The sequence below is a fragment of the Streptomyces sp. NPDC111507 genome, from assembly GCF_055638955.1.
The window spans coordinates 27,021-41,972 of the sequence record NZ_JBVKBU010000001.1 but is presented as its reverse complement, the minus strand read 5'-3'; the positions used below and the strand labels follow the sequence as shown (position 1 = coordinate 41,972).

Annotated in this window: 14 protein-coding genes; 7 read left to right on the top strand and 7 right to left on the bottom strand. The window is 70.6% G+C overall.

All coding sequences use genetic code 11. From position 1 onward, the window contains the following. Positions 1 to 129: 129 nt before the first annotated feature. From ACZ7M2_RS00205 to ACZ7M2_RS00195, 3 genes are read left to right on the top strand one after another with little or no spacing between them, the layout of a single operon-like run. The gene (locus tag ACZ7M2_RS00205) at positions 130 to 1,002 is read left to right on the top strand and encodes a sterol desaturase family protein (protein ID WP_471593515.1); all 873 of its coding nucleotides are present in this window, start codon (positions 130 to 132) and stop codon (positions 1,000 to 1,002) included. Beyond that, the gene (locus ACZ7M2_RS00200; RefSeq protein ID WP_471593514.1) at positions 999 to 1,694 is read left to right on the top strand and encodes a lysoplasmalogenase; all 696 of its coding nucleotides are present in this window, start codon (positions 999 to 1,001) and stop codon (positions 1,692 to 1,694) included. The genes ACZ7M2_RS00205 and ACZ7M2_RS00200 overlap by 4 nt, the downstream gene beginning before the upstream one ends. A gap of 41 nt (positions 1,695 to 1,735) precedes the next feature. Next, on the top strand, positions 1,736 to 2,785 hold the full coding sequence (locus ACZ7M2_RS00195; protein ID WP_471593513.1) for a zinc-dependent alcohol dehydrogenase family protein: 1,050 nt from the start codon (positions 1,736 to 1,738) through the stop codon (positions 2,783 to 2,785). On the opposite strand, the gene ACZ7M2_RS00190 is transcribed toward ACZ7M2_RS00195, so the two are convergent. The 4 genes from ACZ7M2_RS00190 to ACZ7M2_RS00175 all read right to left on the bottom strand — a co-directional run bounded on the left by ACZ7M2_RS00190 (position 2,780) and on the right by ACZ7M2_RS00175 (position 8,564). Further along, positions 2,780 to 3,850, bottom strand: a complete 1,071-nt coding sequence (locus ACZ7M2_RS00190) for a CopD family protein (protein ID WP_471593512.1) — start codon at positions 3,848 to 3,850, stop codon at positions 2,780 to 2,782. The two genes, ACZ7M2_RS00195 and ACZ7M2_RS00190, sit on opposite strands and share 6 nt — an antisense overlap. A gap of 100 nt (positions 3,851 to 3,950) precedes the next feature. Further along, positions 3,951 to 5,333: a CoA transferase gene (locus ACZ7M2_RS00185; protein ID WP_471593511.1), complete on the bottom strand. Its 1,383-nt coding sequence runs from the start codon at positions 5,331 to 5,333 to the stop codon at positions 3,951 to 3,953. Between the two features lie 79 nt (positions 5,334 to 5,412). Beyond that, positions 5,413 to 6,954 (bottom strand): S8 family peptidase, encoded by a 1,542-nt coding sequence (locus ACZ7M2_RS00180; RefSeq protein ID WP_471593510.1) that lies wholly within the window; start codon positions 6,952 to 6,954, stop codon positions 5,413 to 5,415. 83 nt (positions 6,955 to 7,037) lie between these two features. Further along, positions 7,038 to 8,564, bottom strand: coding sequence for a S8 family serine peptidase (locus ACZ7M2_RS00175; protein WP_471593509.1), 1,527 nt, complete (start codon positions 8,562 to 8,564; stop codon positions 7,038 to 7,040). Between the two features lie 449 nt (positions 8,565 to 9,013). Here ACZ7M2_RS00175 and ACZ7M2_RS00170 point away from each other — a divergent pair, with 449 nt between their 5' ends. The 3 genes from ACZ7M2_RS00170 (at position 9,014) to moaA (ending at position 12,127) form a co-directional block, all read left to right on the top strand. Next, positions 9,014 to 9,370 (top strand): DUF485 domain-containing protein, encoded by a 357-nt coding sequence (locus ACZ7M2_RS00170; protein ID WP_054232238.1) that lies wholly within the window; start codon positions 9,014 to 9,016, stop codon positions 9,368 to 9,370. Beyond that, positions 9,367 to 10,992, top strand: coding sequence for a solute symporter family protein (locus ACZ7M2_RS00165; RefSeq protein ID WP_060902212.1), 1,626 nt, complete (start codon positions 9,367 to 9,369; stop codon positions 10,990 to 10,992). The genes ACZ7M2_RS00170 and ACZ7M2_RS00165 overlap by 4 nt, the downstream gene beginning before the upstream one ends. A 145-nt stretch (positions 10,993 to 11,137) precedes the next feature. After that, entirely contained in the window at positions 11,138 to 12,127 is a 990-nt protein-coding gene (gene moaA / locus ACZ7M2_RS00160) for a GTP 3',8-cyclase MoaA (RefSeq protein ID WP_471593508.1), read from the top strand. Positions 12,128 to 12,167: 40 nt separating this feature from the next. Here the strand turns inward: moaA and ACZ7M2_RS00155 are convergent, their stop codons facing one another. Together ACZ7M2_RS00155 and ACZ7M2_RS00150 are read right to left on the bottom strand one after the other, a co-directional pair. Further along, positions 12,168 to 12,389: a hypothetical protein gene (locus ACZ7M2_RS00155; protein WP_352051747.1), complete on the bottom strand. Its 222-nt coding sequence runs from the start codon at positions 12,387 to 12,389 to the stop codon at positions 12,168 to 12,170. 232 nt (positions 12,390 to 12,621) lie between these two features. Beyond that, a complete protein-coding gene (locus tag ACZ7M2_RS00150) occupies positions 12,622 to 13,029 on the bottom strand; it encodes a DUF3099 domain-containing protein (RefSeq protein ID WP_352051726.1) in 408 nt (135 codons plus the stop codon). A gap of 245 nt (positions 13,030 to 13,274) precedes the next feature. On the opposite strand from ACZ7M2_RS00150, the gene ACZ7M2_RS00145 reads away from it, so the two are divergent. Continuing rightward, positions 13,275 to 13,550, top strand: a complete 276-nt coding sequence (locus tag ACZ7M2_RS00145) for a GlsB/YeaQ/YmgE family stress response membrane protein (protein ID WP_067364569.1) — start codon at positions 13,275 to 13,277, stop codon at positions 13,548 to 13,550. A 118-nt stretch (positions 13,551 to 13,668) separates the two neighbouring features. Here ACZ7M2_RS00145 and tyrS read toward each other — a convergent pair whose 3' ends face one another. Next, positions 13,669 to 14,937: a tyrosine--tRNA ligase gene (tyrS, locus tag ACZ7M2_RS00140; protein WP_352051727.1), complete on the bottom strand. Its 1,269-nt coding sequence runs from the start codon at positions 14,935 to 14,937 to the stop codon at positions 13,669 to 13,671. Positions 14,938 to 14,952: the final 15 nt, after the last annotated feature.

Genomic DNA, 14,952 nt, shown 5'->3' with positions numbered 1-14,952 from the left:
CCGACGAGCATCGGTCCGGACCTGTCGGCGTTCTTGGCGGAGATCACCAATAAGCAAGCGCGTACCCTCGGTAATACTTGTGGGTAACAACGTCTAGCCGCGGCCGAGCTGCGGTTCTACGGTGCATCCATGCCGAACCTGCCCGATGTCGTGCTGTGGTCGATACCCGCCTTTGTGCTGCTCACCGTGATCGAGGTGGTGAGCGTCCGGATCCATCCGGACGACGATGCCGCGGGGTACGAGGCGAAGGACGCCGCGACGAGCGTCGGCATGGGGCTCGGGAGTCTCGTCTTCGACTTCCTGTGGAAGATCCCGATCGTCGCGATCTACACGGCGATCTATGAACTGACGCCGCTGCGGGTGCCCGTCCTGTGGTGGACCGTTCCGCTGATGCTGCTGGGGCAGGACTTCTTCTACTACTGGTCGCATCGCGGGCACCACGTCATCCGCGTCCTGTGGGCCTGCCACGTGGTCCACCACTCCAGCCGGAAGTTCAACCTCACCACGGCGCTGCGCCAGCCCTGGACGACCTGGACGGTCTGGCCCTTCTACGTGCCGCTGATCGCCCTCGGCGTGCACCCCGCCGCGCTGGCGTTCTGCTCGTCGGCGAACCTCGTCTACCAGTTCTGGATCCACACGGAGCGGATAGACAAGATGCCCCGTTGGTTCGAGTTCGTGCTCAACACGCCCTCCCACCACCGGGTCCACCATGCCTCCCAGGGCGGCTATCTGGACCGCAACTTCGGCGGGATCCTCATCGTCTGGGACCGGCTCTTCGGGTCCTTCGTCGCCGAGATCGAGCGGCCCGTCTACGGGCTCACCAAGAACATCGCCACCTACAACCCCCTGCGCGTCGCCACCCACGAGTACGCCGCCATCGCCAGGGACCTGAAGGCGGCGACCGGTTGGCGCGAGCGGGCGGGACGGGTCTTCGGCGGGCCCGGCTGGCAGCCGACGCCGAAGTCCGCAGGGCGCAAGCCGGCCACGGAGCCCGTCGCGTGAGCCCACGGCACGCGCGCGTGCTGCTCGTCTCCTTCGGCGTGGCCGCTGCCGTGGACCTCGTTTCCCTGGCCGTCGGGTTCACCCCGGGGCACCTGGTCGCCAAGCCGCTTCTGATGCCCCTGCTCGCCGCCCACGCGGTCGTACGCGGCGGACCGCGGCTCCTGGTGGCCGCCCTGCTCTGCGGCTGGGGCGGCGACGTACTGCTGCTGTCCGACGCCGACCCGGCCTTCCTCGTGGGGATGGCCTCCTTCGCGGCCGGTCACGTCTGCTATCTCCTGCTCTTCAGAAGGCCGGATTCGCCGCACCGCCCTCCAGACGTGCGCGGGCCGTCGGCCTGGCTCGGTGGCGCGTACGTCCTCGCCCTCGTCGTCACCGTCACCCTCCTGTGGCCCGATCTGCCGGCCGGCCTGCGTATCCCCGTCGCGGGCTACAGCCTGCTGCTGACCGCGATGGCGGCAACAAGCACCCGGCTCGGGCCCGTCGCGGGCGCGGGCGGGGCGCTCTTCCTGCTGTCCGACACCCTCATCGCCACCGGCGTCGCCGACTGGCCGCAGCTCCCGAGGCCGGACTTCTGGATCATGCTGACCTATGCCGCCGCCCAGTTCCTGCTGGTCAGCGGAGTGCAGGGCACCCTCGGCGCGCATACCGCGGCGAGGGCGGCGTACGGTGAGATGCGCTCAACCACCCCCTGAGCGCATCTCACCCAGCCGATCGGCCGAGAAGGATCCTCGTCATGCGCGCCACCACCATCCACGCCCCGTTCGACATGCGCGTGGAGGACGTCCCCGAGCCCCTGGTGAAACTGCCCACCGACGCGGTCGTGCGGGTGCTGCGGTCCTGTATCTGCGGCAGCGATCTGTGGGCCTACCGGGGCGAGGCGGCCCGGCAGGCGGGGCAGCGGATCGGGCACGAGTTCCTCGGCATCGTCGAGGAGACCGGCTCCGAGGTGACCGGCGTCCGCCGCGGCGACCTGGTCGTCGCGCCCTTCATGTGGTCGGACGGCGTCTGCGACTACTGCCGCGAGGGCCTCACCACCTCCTGCGAGCACGGCGGCTTCTGGGGCGCGGTCGGCTACGACGGCGGTCAGGGCGAGGCCGTGCGCGTTCCCTTCGCCGACGGCACCCTCGTACAGCTGCCCAAGGAGGCGGCCTCCGACGATCACCTGCTGTCGGCCCTGCTGACGCTCTCCGACGTCATGGGCACCGGTCACCACGCGGCCCTCGGCGCGGGAGCCCGCAAGGGCGCCACCGTCGCGGTCGTCGGGGACGGCGCCGTCGGGCTGTGCGCCGTGCTGGCCGCCAAGCGGCTCGGCGCCGAGCAGATCATCGCGCTCGGACGCCACCAGGCACGTACGGACATCGCGCGTGCCTTCGGTGCCACGGACGTCGTCGCCGAACGCGGCGAGGCGGCCGTCGAGGCCGTCCGCGAGCTGACCCGCGGCCAGGGCGCGCACGCCGTCGTGGAGGCGGTCGGCACCGAGCAGTCCATGCGGACGGCCGTGAACATCACCCGCGACGGCGGCGCCATCGGCTTCGTCGGCGTGCCGCACGGCAGCGGCACGGGCCTCGACCTGGGCGTGATGTTCGACCGGAACATCGCGCTGCGCGGCGGTGTGGCGCCGGTGCGGGCGTACATCCCGGAGCTGCTGCCCGACATCCTGGACGGCACCATCGACCCGTCGCCCGTCTTCGACATGACCGTCGGTCTGGAGGGCGTGCCCGAGGGCTACAAGGCGATGGACGAGCGCACCGCCCTCAAGGTGATCGTCACCAACGGCTCATGACCACCTGATCGGCAGCGGCAGCGCCGTCAGCAGCCCCGACACCGCCACGACCAGGCCCAGTGCCACCACCTCCGCGCGAGCGGGCACACAGGCGCTGAGCCGGTCGGCGGCCCGGCGTAGCCGCAGCCGCGCGAGCAGCGCCAGCACGGCGACGACGGCCACCAGTACCAGCTTGGCGAGCAGGGTGCGCCCGTACGACGTGGCCGTCAGCTGGTCCAGGACCGTGCCGGGCGGCATGCGGCGCAGTGCGCTCCACACGCCCGTCGCGGTGAGCGTCGCGAACAGGACGGCGGCCACGCGCGCGTAGAGGCCCAGAAGCGCCGCGCCGGCCGCGTCCGCCGAAACCGCCGTCCCGGCCGTCTCCGTCGTCTCCGCAGCCTCCGCCTCCGAAGAGGCGCGCCAGGCGCGCAGCATCCGCAGCACGTGCAGCAGGCCGCCCGTCCACAGGGCCGCGCAGGTCACGTGAACGAGCGTCAGACCGGAACCGACGAGCGGGCCGTGCTCCGGCGCCGCGTGGGCGCGCAGCGCCTCCGCGAGGGCCACCGCGGCCAGCGGCCACACCTGGGCGGCCGGTCTCCGTGACAGGGCGCAGAGCCCGGCGGCGAGGAACGCGTTGACCTCCAGGAGCGCCAGCTTGCCGTCCCGACTCTCGTAGAGCCCGCCGACGTCCATGTCGGAGAGGTGATGCGGCAGCAGATTGCCGGTGGCCACCACCGAGGCGAGCCCCAGCGCGGCGACGAATCCGACCGCCGCGGCGTAGGGAGCCCAGCTGTGGGGCGCGTGCTCCAGCGGCGCGCCCGGCACCAGGCGGGCCAGCCGGGCCGCGAACAGTTCGCCCACGGGGACGCACAGCGCCGCGAACAAGACCGCGCGCAGCAGGGCGATGCCGCCGACGCCGGGGGCGGCTGCCTCGCCGGTGCCGTCCAGCGCGGAGCGCGGACCGAGCAGCGGGATCAGGGCGGCCACGGCCACCAGGACGAGCAGGGCGACGGCGCGTCCGGCGGCGGGGTGCCGCGCCGGACCACTCGCGCCCGCCGCCTCGGCTGTCGGTCGTATCAAGGTCACCCCAAGATCTTCACCAGTCGGCACAGAACCGGGCAAGTGCAGGGAAACAAGCGGTGGTTCGGCATTCCGCCCATAGGTACGTTTCCGGCCGACGCCTCGCTCACGCCCACCGGGCCGGGTCCGTCCCCCACCGTCCGGGCGGCCGCGCCCAGTCGCGGGGCCCGCCGGCGAAGGAGACGGGCGACCGTGCGTACCTGAGCCGGCCCAGGTCGCTGTCCGTCTCGGCGAGCCAGGGGCCCGATGCGTAGGAGGCGTCGGCGGGCTCCTCGTTCCGGTGCGCCGGCGCGTCCACCAGCCATGCGGCCGTCCGCGCGAGCGCCAGCCGGACGAGCCGCGTCCCGCCCTCCCGGGTCTGCTCGGTGAGCGACCGGAGTACCGCGGCGGCCAGCAGGTACCCCGTGCCGTGGTCGAGGGCCTGCGCGGGCAGCGCACCCGGCCGCTCCGCCGACCCCTCGATCCGCGCGATCCCGGTGGCGACCTGCACCAGACTGTCGAAGCCCCGCCGCCCGGACCACGGCCCGTACCCGCCCCACGCCGACAACTGCGCCACCACCAGACCGGGCCGCCGCTCGGCCAGTGCCCCCGGGGAGAGCCCGAACCGGTCCAGTGCGCCGGGCCGGTACCCGGTGACGACGACATCGGCCTCGGCGAGCAGCTCCTCGAAGGCCGAGCGGTCCCCGCGCGCCGACAGGTCGAGCGTGGAGGACCGCTTCCCGAAGTCCAGGTCGGCGTGCTGGTCGTCGATCTCGGGCAGGCGCGGGCTGTCGATCCGCAGGACGTCCGCGCCGAGGAGGGCGAGCGTGCGCGTGGCCACCGGGCCCGCGATGACCCGGGTGAGGTCCAGCACGCGGACGCCCGCCGCGGGCAGCAGTGGATCCCCGGCGAGCGGGGCGAGCCGTCGTGCGGGAGCCGTGTCCAGCCGCTCGCGGGTCACCAGCGGGTGTGCGGCGATTGCCCGCCCCTGGGGGTGCGCCGCCCACTGGCCGGGCGTGCGCAGGGCGATCGCGAGCCCGCCGGCCGCGTACACCGTCTCCTCCACCTCGAGGGCCGATCGCTCGGCGAGCGCCTCTGCGACCACCTCGGTGAGGGAGCCCCGGCCCTCCGGCACGCCCAGCGCGCTCAGCAGCCGCTTGTGGTGGTGCGGATAGTTCGCGTGGGTGCGGACCCAGCCGTCCGCCGTCCGCCAGAACCGGGACAGCGGGGCGAAGTTGACCGGCTCACGGCCGTCGACGCGCAGGTGTCGCTCGCTGTGGAAGGCGGTGGCGACAGCCCCGTCGTCGACGCGCACCCCGGGCACTTTCCCTCCGGTGCGGCCCGCGGTCAGCTCGGCCCCGGCGAGGGCACAGACCGCGACACACGCCCGGGCCGTCCCGCGCACCGGCAGCCGTGCGGGCAGCACCCCCTCCCGTGCGACGGCCGAGATCTGTGAGGCGAGTGCGGGGTCGCCGCCCAGAGCGGCCCACGCGAAGTCCGTACGAGTCATGACGGCACTATGCCGGGTGTACTGGATCAACGGGGGAAAGGGGGCCGGGGCAACCGCCCGGCCCCCTTCGCTCACGCGGTCACTTCGTGACCGCTCTCAACGCGTTGACGGTGCCCCAGCCGTAGAACCCGTTGTGGTTCTTCGTGCCCTCGCACACCGCGTCGACCTTGCCGTCGCCGTCGATGTCGTAGGGGTCGGTGCACGGCGTGGCGTCGGCCTCCGCGTACAGCAGCGCCTTCACCAGGGCGGCGGAGGCGTGCGGGTGGGTCGACTTGATGAGGGCGGCGACGCCCGCGACGTGCGGGGACGCCATCGACGTGCCCGCCATGTAACCCCATGTGCCGCCGGGCAGCGGGCCGAGGATCAGGCCGCTGGTGGCGGGCGGTGCCGGGGTCTGGTAGCGCGTCGAGTCGCCGCCGGGCGCGGCGACGTCGATGACGCCCAGGCCGTGGTTGGAGAAGGACGACTTGATGCCCTTGGCGCCCGTCGCGGCCACGGTGACCACCCCCGGCAGCTGGGTGGGGATGTCGTAGCACTTGGAGGGGTCGATCACCCGGTCCGAGGGCGTGCCGTCGTTCGGGGAGACCGGGTCGGTGATCGAGTCGGCGGCCAGGTCGTAGTTCTCGTTGCCCGCCGCGGCGACGTTGACGGTGCCCTTGTGCTCCGCGTACTGCGAGGCGCGGGTGATCGCGTCGACCAGGGCCTTCTGGTCCGGGTCGTCCTTGCAGTTGAAGTACCAGGGGTCGGTGTAATAGCTGTTGTTGGTCACGTCGACGTGGTGCTCGGCGGCCCACACGAAACCGCAGACGACGGCCTCGGTGTAGAAGTAGCCGGCCGTCGTGGCCACCTTGATGCCGGCGACCTTCACGCCGGGCGCGACCCCGGTGATGCCGACGCCGTTCTTGGCGCCCGCGATCTCGCCCGCGACATGCGTGCCGTGCGGGCTCTCCGCGGCGGTCGGCCGCCAGGCCCCGTCGGTGGTGTCCGGCTTGCCCGTCACACAGTTGACCGAGGCGTCGCGGTCGAAGTTCGGCGCGATGTCGGGGTGCGTGTCGTCGACACCGGTGTCGATCACGGCGACCGTCACCTTGCTGCTGCCGAGGGTCTTCTCGTGCGCCTTGTCCGCCTTGATGGCGGGCAGGTCCCACTGGAGGGACTCCAGCGGGTCCTGCCCGGCGGCGGCCTCGGCGCTCGCGGCCTTCTCCTGCGCCGCGGTGAGCACCTGGGGCGCGCCCATGTCGGTGGTCGACTGCGCGGGCAGCGGCGCGTTGCGCGTGTTGCCGGCCGACTGCACGCCGCGTACGCCGCGGATCGTCCTGGCGAAGTCGGCGTTCGAGGAGTGCACGACGATCACGCCGATCCGGTCGTACGACGTCACTATCGTGCCGCCCGCCTTGGCGATGGCCTTCTTCACGGAGGCGGAAGTGCCGTGTCCGGGGCGGACGTTGACGACATAGCTGAGGGCGGTCGCATCCGCCGTCGTCGTGGCGGTCCGCGTGGCGGAACTGTCGGTGTCGGCCGCCGAGGCGCTGACGTTCGGCAGGAAGGCGAGGGCCGTCGCCGTGGCCATCCCGAGCGGGAGGGCTATGGCGCGGCGGGAGCGCTTGCGAGGCGCGGTCATGGAGTCTCCGTTCATTCGCGGTAGGAGCGGTACGAGCCGTGCCGAAGCTCATGTGACGTCCGGCCGGACTTACCTGACGGGACTTACTTGACCGCGCGCAGCGCGTTGACGATCCCGGCTCCGTAGAAGCCGTTCACGTGCTTGCCGCCCACGCAGGTGGCGTCCACGACGCCGTCGCCGTCCCCGTCGTAGGGGGCGGTCGGGCAACCGGGGTTGTCCGCCTCGGCCTTGAGGAGCGCCTGGAGCTGGACCGGTGAGGCCCAGGGGTACCTGGACTTCAGCAGCGCGGCCACGCCCGCGACGTGCGGCGTCGCCATCGACGTGCCTTGCAGGAAGCCGTACTGGTTGTTCGGCATCGTCGACAGGATGCGGCCGTTCTTCGACGGCGTGTCCGGGATCTGGTACTTGTCGCCGCCCGGCGCGGCGACATCGATGACGCCCTTGCCGTAACTGGAGAAGTACGACTTGGCACCGGTGACGCCGGTCGAGGCGACCGTGACGACGCCCGGCAGCTGGGTCGGTACGTCGAAGCACTTGTGCGGGTCGACCGTGCGGGGCACGGCGGTCGAGTCGTCGGGGCTGGAGGCGTCGGCGAGGGCGTTCGAGTCGAGGTCGTCGTTGGAGTTGCCCGCCGCGGCGACGTTGAGGGTGCCCTTCTTCTGGGCGTACAGCTGGGCCCGGTTGACGGCGTCGACGATGGCCCTCTGGTCGGGGTCGTCGAGGCAGTTGTAGAGCCACGGGTCCACGTAGTAGCTGTTGTTGGTGATCTCCACGCCGTGGTCGGCGGCGAAGACGAAGGCGCAGACGACGCTCTCCGGGTAGAAGAGCTGGCTCGCGTCCGGCTCGGCCACGGTGATGCCCGAGACCTTCACACCGGGCGCGACACCCGCGACGCCGATGCCGTTGCGGGCGGCGGCTATCTCCCCCGCGACATGGGTGCCGTGGTAGTGGTCGGCGTCCACGGGGCGCCATGCGCCGAACGTGGTGTCCGGCTTGCCGCCCACGCAGTTCGCGGACTGCGAGGGGGAGAAGTTCGGGGCGATGTCCGGGTGGGTGTCGTCGACGCCGACGTCGATCACGGCGACCGTCACGCTCTTGCTGCCCGAGTTGGTCTTCGCGGCCTTGTCGGCGCCGATCGCGCGCAGGTCCCACTGATCGGCTTCCAGGGGCTCCTCGCCCGAGGCGGCGGTCCTGGAGACCTTGGCGGCCTCGGCGGCGGACAGCATCTGCGCCGCGCCCTCGTCCGTCGTCCCCGCGGCCGTCAGCGGCGCGGTACGGGTCGCGCCCGCCGACTGCACCCCGCGCACGGCGCGGATCCGCTTGCCGAAGTCCGGGTTGGCGGAATGGACGACGATCACGCCGATCTTCTCGTAGGCGATGACGACGGTGCCGCCCGCCGCGGAGATCGCCTTCTCCACCGACTCGATGGTGCGGTGGTCCGTCCTGGTGTTGACCACGTACGCGAGGCCGGGGCCGTCCGCGCTCGTCGTGGCGGACGCGGTCAGCGGGGCGGCCGACGCGGCGCCCGGCAGGAAACCGAGCGAGGCGGTGAGGGACAGGACGACCGGCACCGCGAGGGCGAGGCGACGTCTGGAACGCAGATGAGCCATGGGATCTCCACATCATCCGGAAACGAAAGCCGCCCGAACACAGGTGGTGCTCGGGCAGGCGCGTAAGGGTGCTGAGGCTGGTGCGGGTGGCGCTTCGGCAGGTGCATGACGAGTACTGCAGGCCGAAGCTATCTCCCGTCCCAGCTGGTCAGCAACGACTTCCCCAAGAAACCGCAAATGACTTCCGAAAGAAGCGGGGAGCGACTTGCGAAAGACGCCGGGGGAGTTGAACCGGTCCACGCGTGGCGCCGTGACCTTGAGCAGGGAGCCCGAGGACGATCGAGCCCCCTGTTGGATCACGCAACGGAGTAAATTCGTCACTCTTAGTTACGTGATCCAAGTCACTGTGAGGTCGTCACCGTATGTCCGCACCCCGGCCGTCCCCGTCCGCGAGCCCCGATTCGCCCCCGTCCACCGTCGTAACCGCACCCGCAACGCGAGGAGACTTCGTGGCTACCGACGCACCGCCCCCTTCGAAGGCCGATCCCCGGCTGCCCTCGACCGAGCAGTTTGTCGAGGTGCAGGAGAGCGCCGAGTTCGCCGAACTGCGGCGCTCGCACCGCTCCTTCGCCTTCCCGCTGACCGTCGCCTTCATCGCCTGGTACCTGCTGTACGTCCTGCTCTCGAACTACGCGGGCGACTTCATGGGCACCCAGGTGGTCGGCAACATCAACGTCGCCCTGGTCCTCGGGCTCGCCCAGTTCCTCACCACGTTCCTCATCGCCTGGTGGTACTCGCGGTACGCCGCCGCGAAGCTCGACCCCAAGGGCGAAGCGATCAAGTCCCGGCTGGAGGGCGACGCATGAGCCCCGTACAGACGACCGTGCTCGCCGCCGGTGAGGCCAGCCAGCACCGGCCGCTGATCATCACCCTCTTCGCGGTGTTCGTCGCCGCGACCCTCGTCATCACCGTCTGGGCGGGCCGCCAGACCAAGGACGCCGCCGACTTCTACGCGGGCGGCCGGCAGTTCACCGCCTTCCAGAACGGCCTGGCCGTCTCCGGCGACTACATGTCCGCGGCCTCGTTCCTCGGCATCGCGGGCGCGATCGCCCTCTTCGGGTACGACGGCTTCCTCTACTCCATCGGCTTCCTGGTCGCCTGGCTGGTGGCCCTCCTCCTGGTCGCCGAGCCGCTGCGCAACTCCGGCCGCTACACCATGGGCGACGTACTGGCGTACCGGATGCGCCAGCGCCCGGTCCGTACGGCCGCGGGCACCTCCACCATCGTCGTGTCGATCTTCTACCTGCTGGCCCAGATGGCCGGCGCGGGCGTCCTGGTCTCGCTGCTCCTCGGCATCACCAGCGACGGCGGCAAGATCGGCATCGTCGCCCTCGTCGGTGTCCTGATGATCGTGTACGTCACCATCGGCGGCATGAAGGGCACCACCTGGGTCCAGATGGTCAAGGCCGTTCTGCTGATCATCGGTGCCCTGCTGCTCACCTTCCTGGTGCTGCTGAAGTTCAACTTCAACATCTCCGACCTGCTCGGCAAGGCCGCCGACAACAGCGGCAAGGGCGCGCCCTTCCTGGAGCCCGGCCTCAAGTACGGCGCCACGTCCACCACCAAGCTGGACTTCATCTCCCTGGGCATGGCGCTGGTCCTGGGCACCGCGGGCCTGCCGCACATCCTCATCCGCTTCTACACCGTGCCCACGGCGAAGACCGCGCGGAAGTCGGTGAACTGGGCGATCGGCCTCATCGGCGCCTTCTACCTGATGACCCTCGCCCTCGGCTTCGGCGCCGCCGCGCTGATCAAACCCGACGAGATCATCGCCTCCAACAAGGCGGGCAACACCGCCGCGCCACTCCTGGCACTGCACCTGGGAGGCGTCGACTCCAACTGGGGCGCCATCCTGCTCGCCTCCATCTCCGCCGTCGCCTTCGCCACGATCCTCGCCGTCGTCGCCGGCCTGACCCTGGCCTCGTCCTCCTCGTTCGCGCACGACATCTACGCGAACGTCATCAAGAGGGGGCAGGCCACGGAGAAACAGGAGATGACCGCCGCCCGCTACGCGACGGTGGGCATCGGCGCCGTGTCCATTCTGCTGGGCGCCCTCGCCCGTGACCTGAACGTCGCAGGTCTGGTCGCGCTCGCCTTCGCGGTCGCCGCCTCCGCCAACCTGCCGACGATCCTCTACAGCCTCTTCTGGAAGCGGTTCACCACCCAGGGCGCGCTGTGGTCGATCTACGGCGGTCTGGTCACGGCGGTCGGACTGGTGCTGTTCTCGCCGGTGGTCTCGGGCAAGCCCACCTCGATGTTCCCCGACGTCGACTTCCACTGGTTCCCGCTGGAGAACCCGGGCCTCATCTCGATCCCGGTCGGCTTCCTGCTGGGCTGGCTCGGCACACTCCTGTCCAAGGAGGAGCCCGACGCCGGCAAGTACGCCGAGCTGGAGGTGCGGTCCCTGACAGGCACCGGAGCACACTGATCCCCCTCGCCGACGGCCGTGTCGTAGATCTCTACGACACGGCCGCGCCGCGTCTCGTGGGATCCGGCCGGGGTTGATGTCAGCCGTGTCACGTAGGCTCGTTCGTGTCGAGTAGAAGTGATCCGCAACGAGGGAGGGGGCCCACGTGCTCATCGACACCTATGGCCGAGTGGCCACCGACCTGCGCGTCTCACTGACGGACAGGTGCAATCTCCGGTGCACGTACTGCATGCCCGAAGAGGGCCTGCAGTGGCTGGGCAAGCCCGACCTACTCACGGACGACGAGATCGTCCGTCTCATCGAGATAGCGGTCACCCGCCTCGGCATCACCGAGGTCCGCTTCACCGGCGGAGAACCCCTGCTGCGCCCCGGCGTCGTGGGCATCGTGGAGCGGGTCGCCGCGCTCGAACCCCGCCCCCAGATGTCCCTGACGACCAACGGCATCGGCCTCAGACGCACCGCCGCCGCCCTGAAGGCCGCGGGTCTGGACCGGGTGAACGTCTCGCTGGACACCCTGCGCCCCGATGTCTTCAAGACCCTCACCCGTCGTGACCGCCACCAGGACGTCATCGCGGGCCTCGAAGCCGCCCGCGACGCCGGCCTGACCCCCGTCAAGGTCAACTGCGTGCTGATGCCGGGCCTCAATGACGACGAGGCCCCCGACCTCCTGGCCTGGGCGGTGGAGCACGACTACGAGCTGCGCTTCATCGAGCAGATGCCCCTGGACGCCCAGCACGGCTGGAAGCGCGAGGGCATGGTCACCGCGGGCGACATCCTCGCCTCGCTGCGGACGCGCTTCGTGCTCACCGAGGAGGGCACCGACGAGCGGGGCTCCGCCCCGGCCGAGCGCTGGCTCGTGGACGGCGGCCCGCACCGCGTCGGCGTGATCGCCTCGGTCACCCGCCCGTTCTGCGCGGCCTGCGACCGCACGCGCCTGACGGCCGACGGCCAGATACGCAACTGTCTGTTCGCCACCGAGGAGACCGACCTGCGCACCGCCCTCCGCTCCGACGCCCCCGACGAGGAGATCGCCCGCATCTGGCGCCTCGCGATGTGGGGCAAGAAGGCGGGCTCGGGCCTGGACGACCCGTCGTTCCTCCAGCCGGCCAGACCGATGTCGTCGATCGGCGGCTAGGGCCAGGCTCTGGGTCGCGCACTGCCGTGCCGAGGCGAGCTCAGACCCCTGGGTCCTCCCAGTCCTCCAGCCGCACCACGTCCTTCAAGAAGCCCCGCACGTCGAGGAACGTGGACAGGTGCTCGCGGTGCTCCTCGCAGGCGAGCCAGGTCTTGCGCCGCTCGGGCGTGTGCAGCTTCGGGTTGTTCCAGGCGAGCACCCATACGGCATCGGTGCGGCAGCCCTTGGCGGAGCACTGCGGAGTGCTGGGGGCCGGGGACATGTCGGGGAGCGGGAAAGTCACGCCTCAACCCTAAACGGCCCCGAAAAGGCGACGCCGAGCAGCCACGGGGGGAGCTGCCCGGCGTCGGTCTGTCGCTCCGACGGGGGATGCGGAGCGCGTACGAAGTATGTCACGGCTAGCCCGCTGCCCGGCACCGGAACAACATGATTGATCTGAGCTTTTCTTGAGCTTGGTGCGCGATCGGATTCCGTTTTCGGCGGATCCCCCGTGGTCAGGTGAGGGTCGAGTCGGGCTCGGCCCGCTCGTGCGGGCCGCCTCCCGGACGTACCCCGGGGTCGGTCACGACATCCTCCGGGACGGATTCCGCGGAGGCGTCCGGGCGCGGCGGCGCGATCATCGCGGGGCCGGGCACGTTGACGAACGTCGACGGCAGCGACGGCGCGTTCTCCCGTCCGGCGTTGGCGATCACCACGGAGATGTAGGGGAGGAGTATGCCGAGTGCCAGTGCGACGATCGCGACGTGCCGCTCCACGTTCCAGAGGGTCGCGGCGAGGATCACGGCGACCGTGCGGACGGACATCGAGATGACATAGCGGCGTTGCCTGCCGCGGACGTCCTCATCGAGCCCCTGCCTGGCCCCGGTGATCCGGAAGACCTGGCTCTTGCTCTGCTTCCGCATCACGTTCCACCACCTGCTCTGTGTCGGACTCTCCCCGGCCCGTACCCGGTCCGAACCCGGTCTGACAGCAGGCCCGAACACGTCCCACGTTACGCCGCGGCTCCGTCGCCTACGAGACCGGGGCAGGTCCGGTCCGGGTGGACATGATGCGCCGTACCGCGTACGGCCGCGCCCGACATGCGCCGTATGGCGCACACGCCGAGACTGGGCGTAATGCTCACGTAGAGCCGTACTAGGAGGCAGACATGGGCTGGTTGTGGGCGATCATCGTGGGCTTCGTGCTGGGCCTGCTGGCCAAGGCGATCCTTCCGGGCAAGCAGCACAGCCCACTCTGGCTCACCACCATCTTCGGCATCCTCGGAGCCATCGTCGGCAACGCGATCGCCCGGGCGGTCGGCGTGGCGGAGACCCGAGGCATCGACTGGAGCCGGCACGCCTTCCAGCTCGTGGCCGCGATCATCATCGTCTTCCTCGGCGACATGGCGTACATGGCGCTGCGGGGCAACAAGCAGAGAGCCTGACGGGCGGGTACGAAGCCCGGTTGATCAGGTACGACGAAGGAGCGGTCTCCGCACGGGAAACCGCCCCTCAGCGTGTCCGGACCTCAACGACTCGTGTCCAGGCCTTGGCACCTCGTGTCTAGGCCTCTGCGACCTCCACCGCCGCCAGGTTCTTCTTGCCGCGGCGCAGTACCAGCCAGCGCCCGTGCAGCAGGTCCTCCTTGGCGGGGACCGCGTCCTCGGCGGTGACCTTGACGTTGTTCACGTAGGCACCGCCCTCCTTGACCGTGCGGCGCGCGGCCGACTTGCTGGCCACCAGACCGACCTCCGCGAAGAGGTCCACCACCGGGCCGAGCTCGGCGACCTGGATGTGCGGCACCTCGGAGAGCGCCGCGGCCAGCGTCCTGCCGTCGAGCCCGGTCAGCTCGCCCTGGCCGAAGAGAGCCTTGGACGCGGCGATCACCGCGGCCGTCTGGTCGGCGCCGTGCACCAGCGTCGTCAGTTCCTCGGCCAGCGCGCGCTGGGCGGCGCGGGCCTGGGGGCGCTCCTCGGTCTGCTGCTCCAGCTCTTCCAGTTCCTCGCGGGACTTGAAGGACAGGATCCGCAGGTACGTCGAGACGTCCCGGTCGTCCACGTTCAGCCAGAACTGGTAGAACGCGTACGGCGTCGTCATCTCGGGGTCGAGCCAGATGGCGCCGCCCTCGGTCTTGCCGAACTTGGTGCCGTCCGCCTTGGTCATCAGCGGTGTCGCCAGCGCGTGCACGCCTGCGTGCGGCTCCAGGCGGTGGATCAGGTCCAGGCCCGCGGTGAGGTTGCCCCACTGGTCGCTGCCGCCCTGCTGCAACGTACAGCCATGGCGTCGGTACAGCTCCAGGAAGTCCATGCCCTGCAACAGCTGGTAGCTGAACTCCGTGTAGCTGATGCCTTCCTCGGACTCCAGGCGCCGGGCCACGGAGTCCTTCGTCAGCATCTTGTTGACGCGGAAGTGCTTGCCGATGTCCCGCAGGAACTCGATGGCCGACAGGCCGGCCGTCCAGTCCAGGTTGTTCACCATGACCGCGGCGTTCTCGCCCTCGAAGGACAGGAACGGCTCGATCTGCGAGCGCAGGCGCGTCACCCAGTTCGCGATCGTCTCCGGGTCGTTCAGTGTGCGCTCGGCGGTCGGGCGCGGGTCGCCGATCTGGCCCGTCGCGCCGCCGACCAGGGCCAGCGGGCGCAGGCCCGCCTGCTGGAGACGACGCATGGTGAGGACCTGCACCAGGTGCCCCACGTGCAGGCTGGCCGCGGTCGGGTCGAAGCCGCAATAGAACGTGACGGGACCGTCCGCGAGCGCCTTGCGCAAAGCATCTTCGTCGGTGGACAGGGCGAACAGCCCCCGCCACTTCAGCTCGTCGACGATGTCCGTCACGGTTCTCGTATCTCC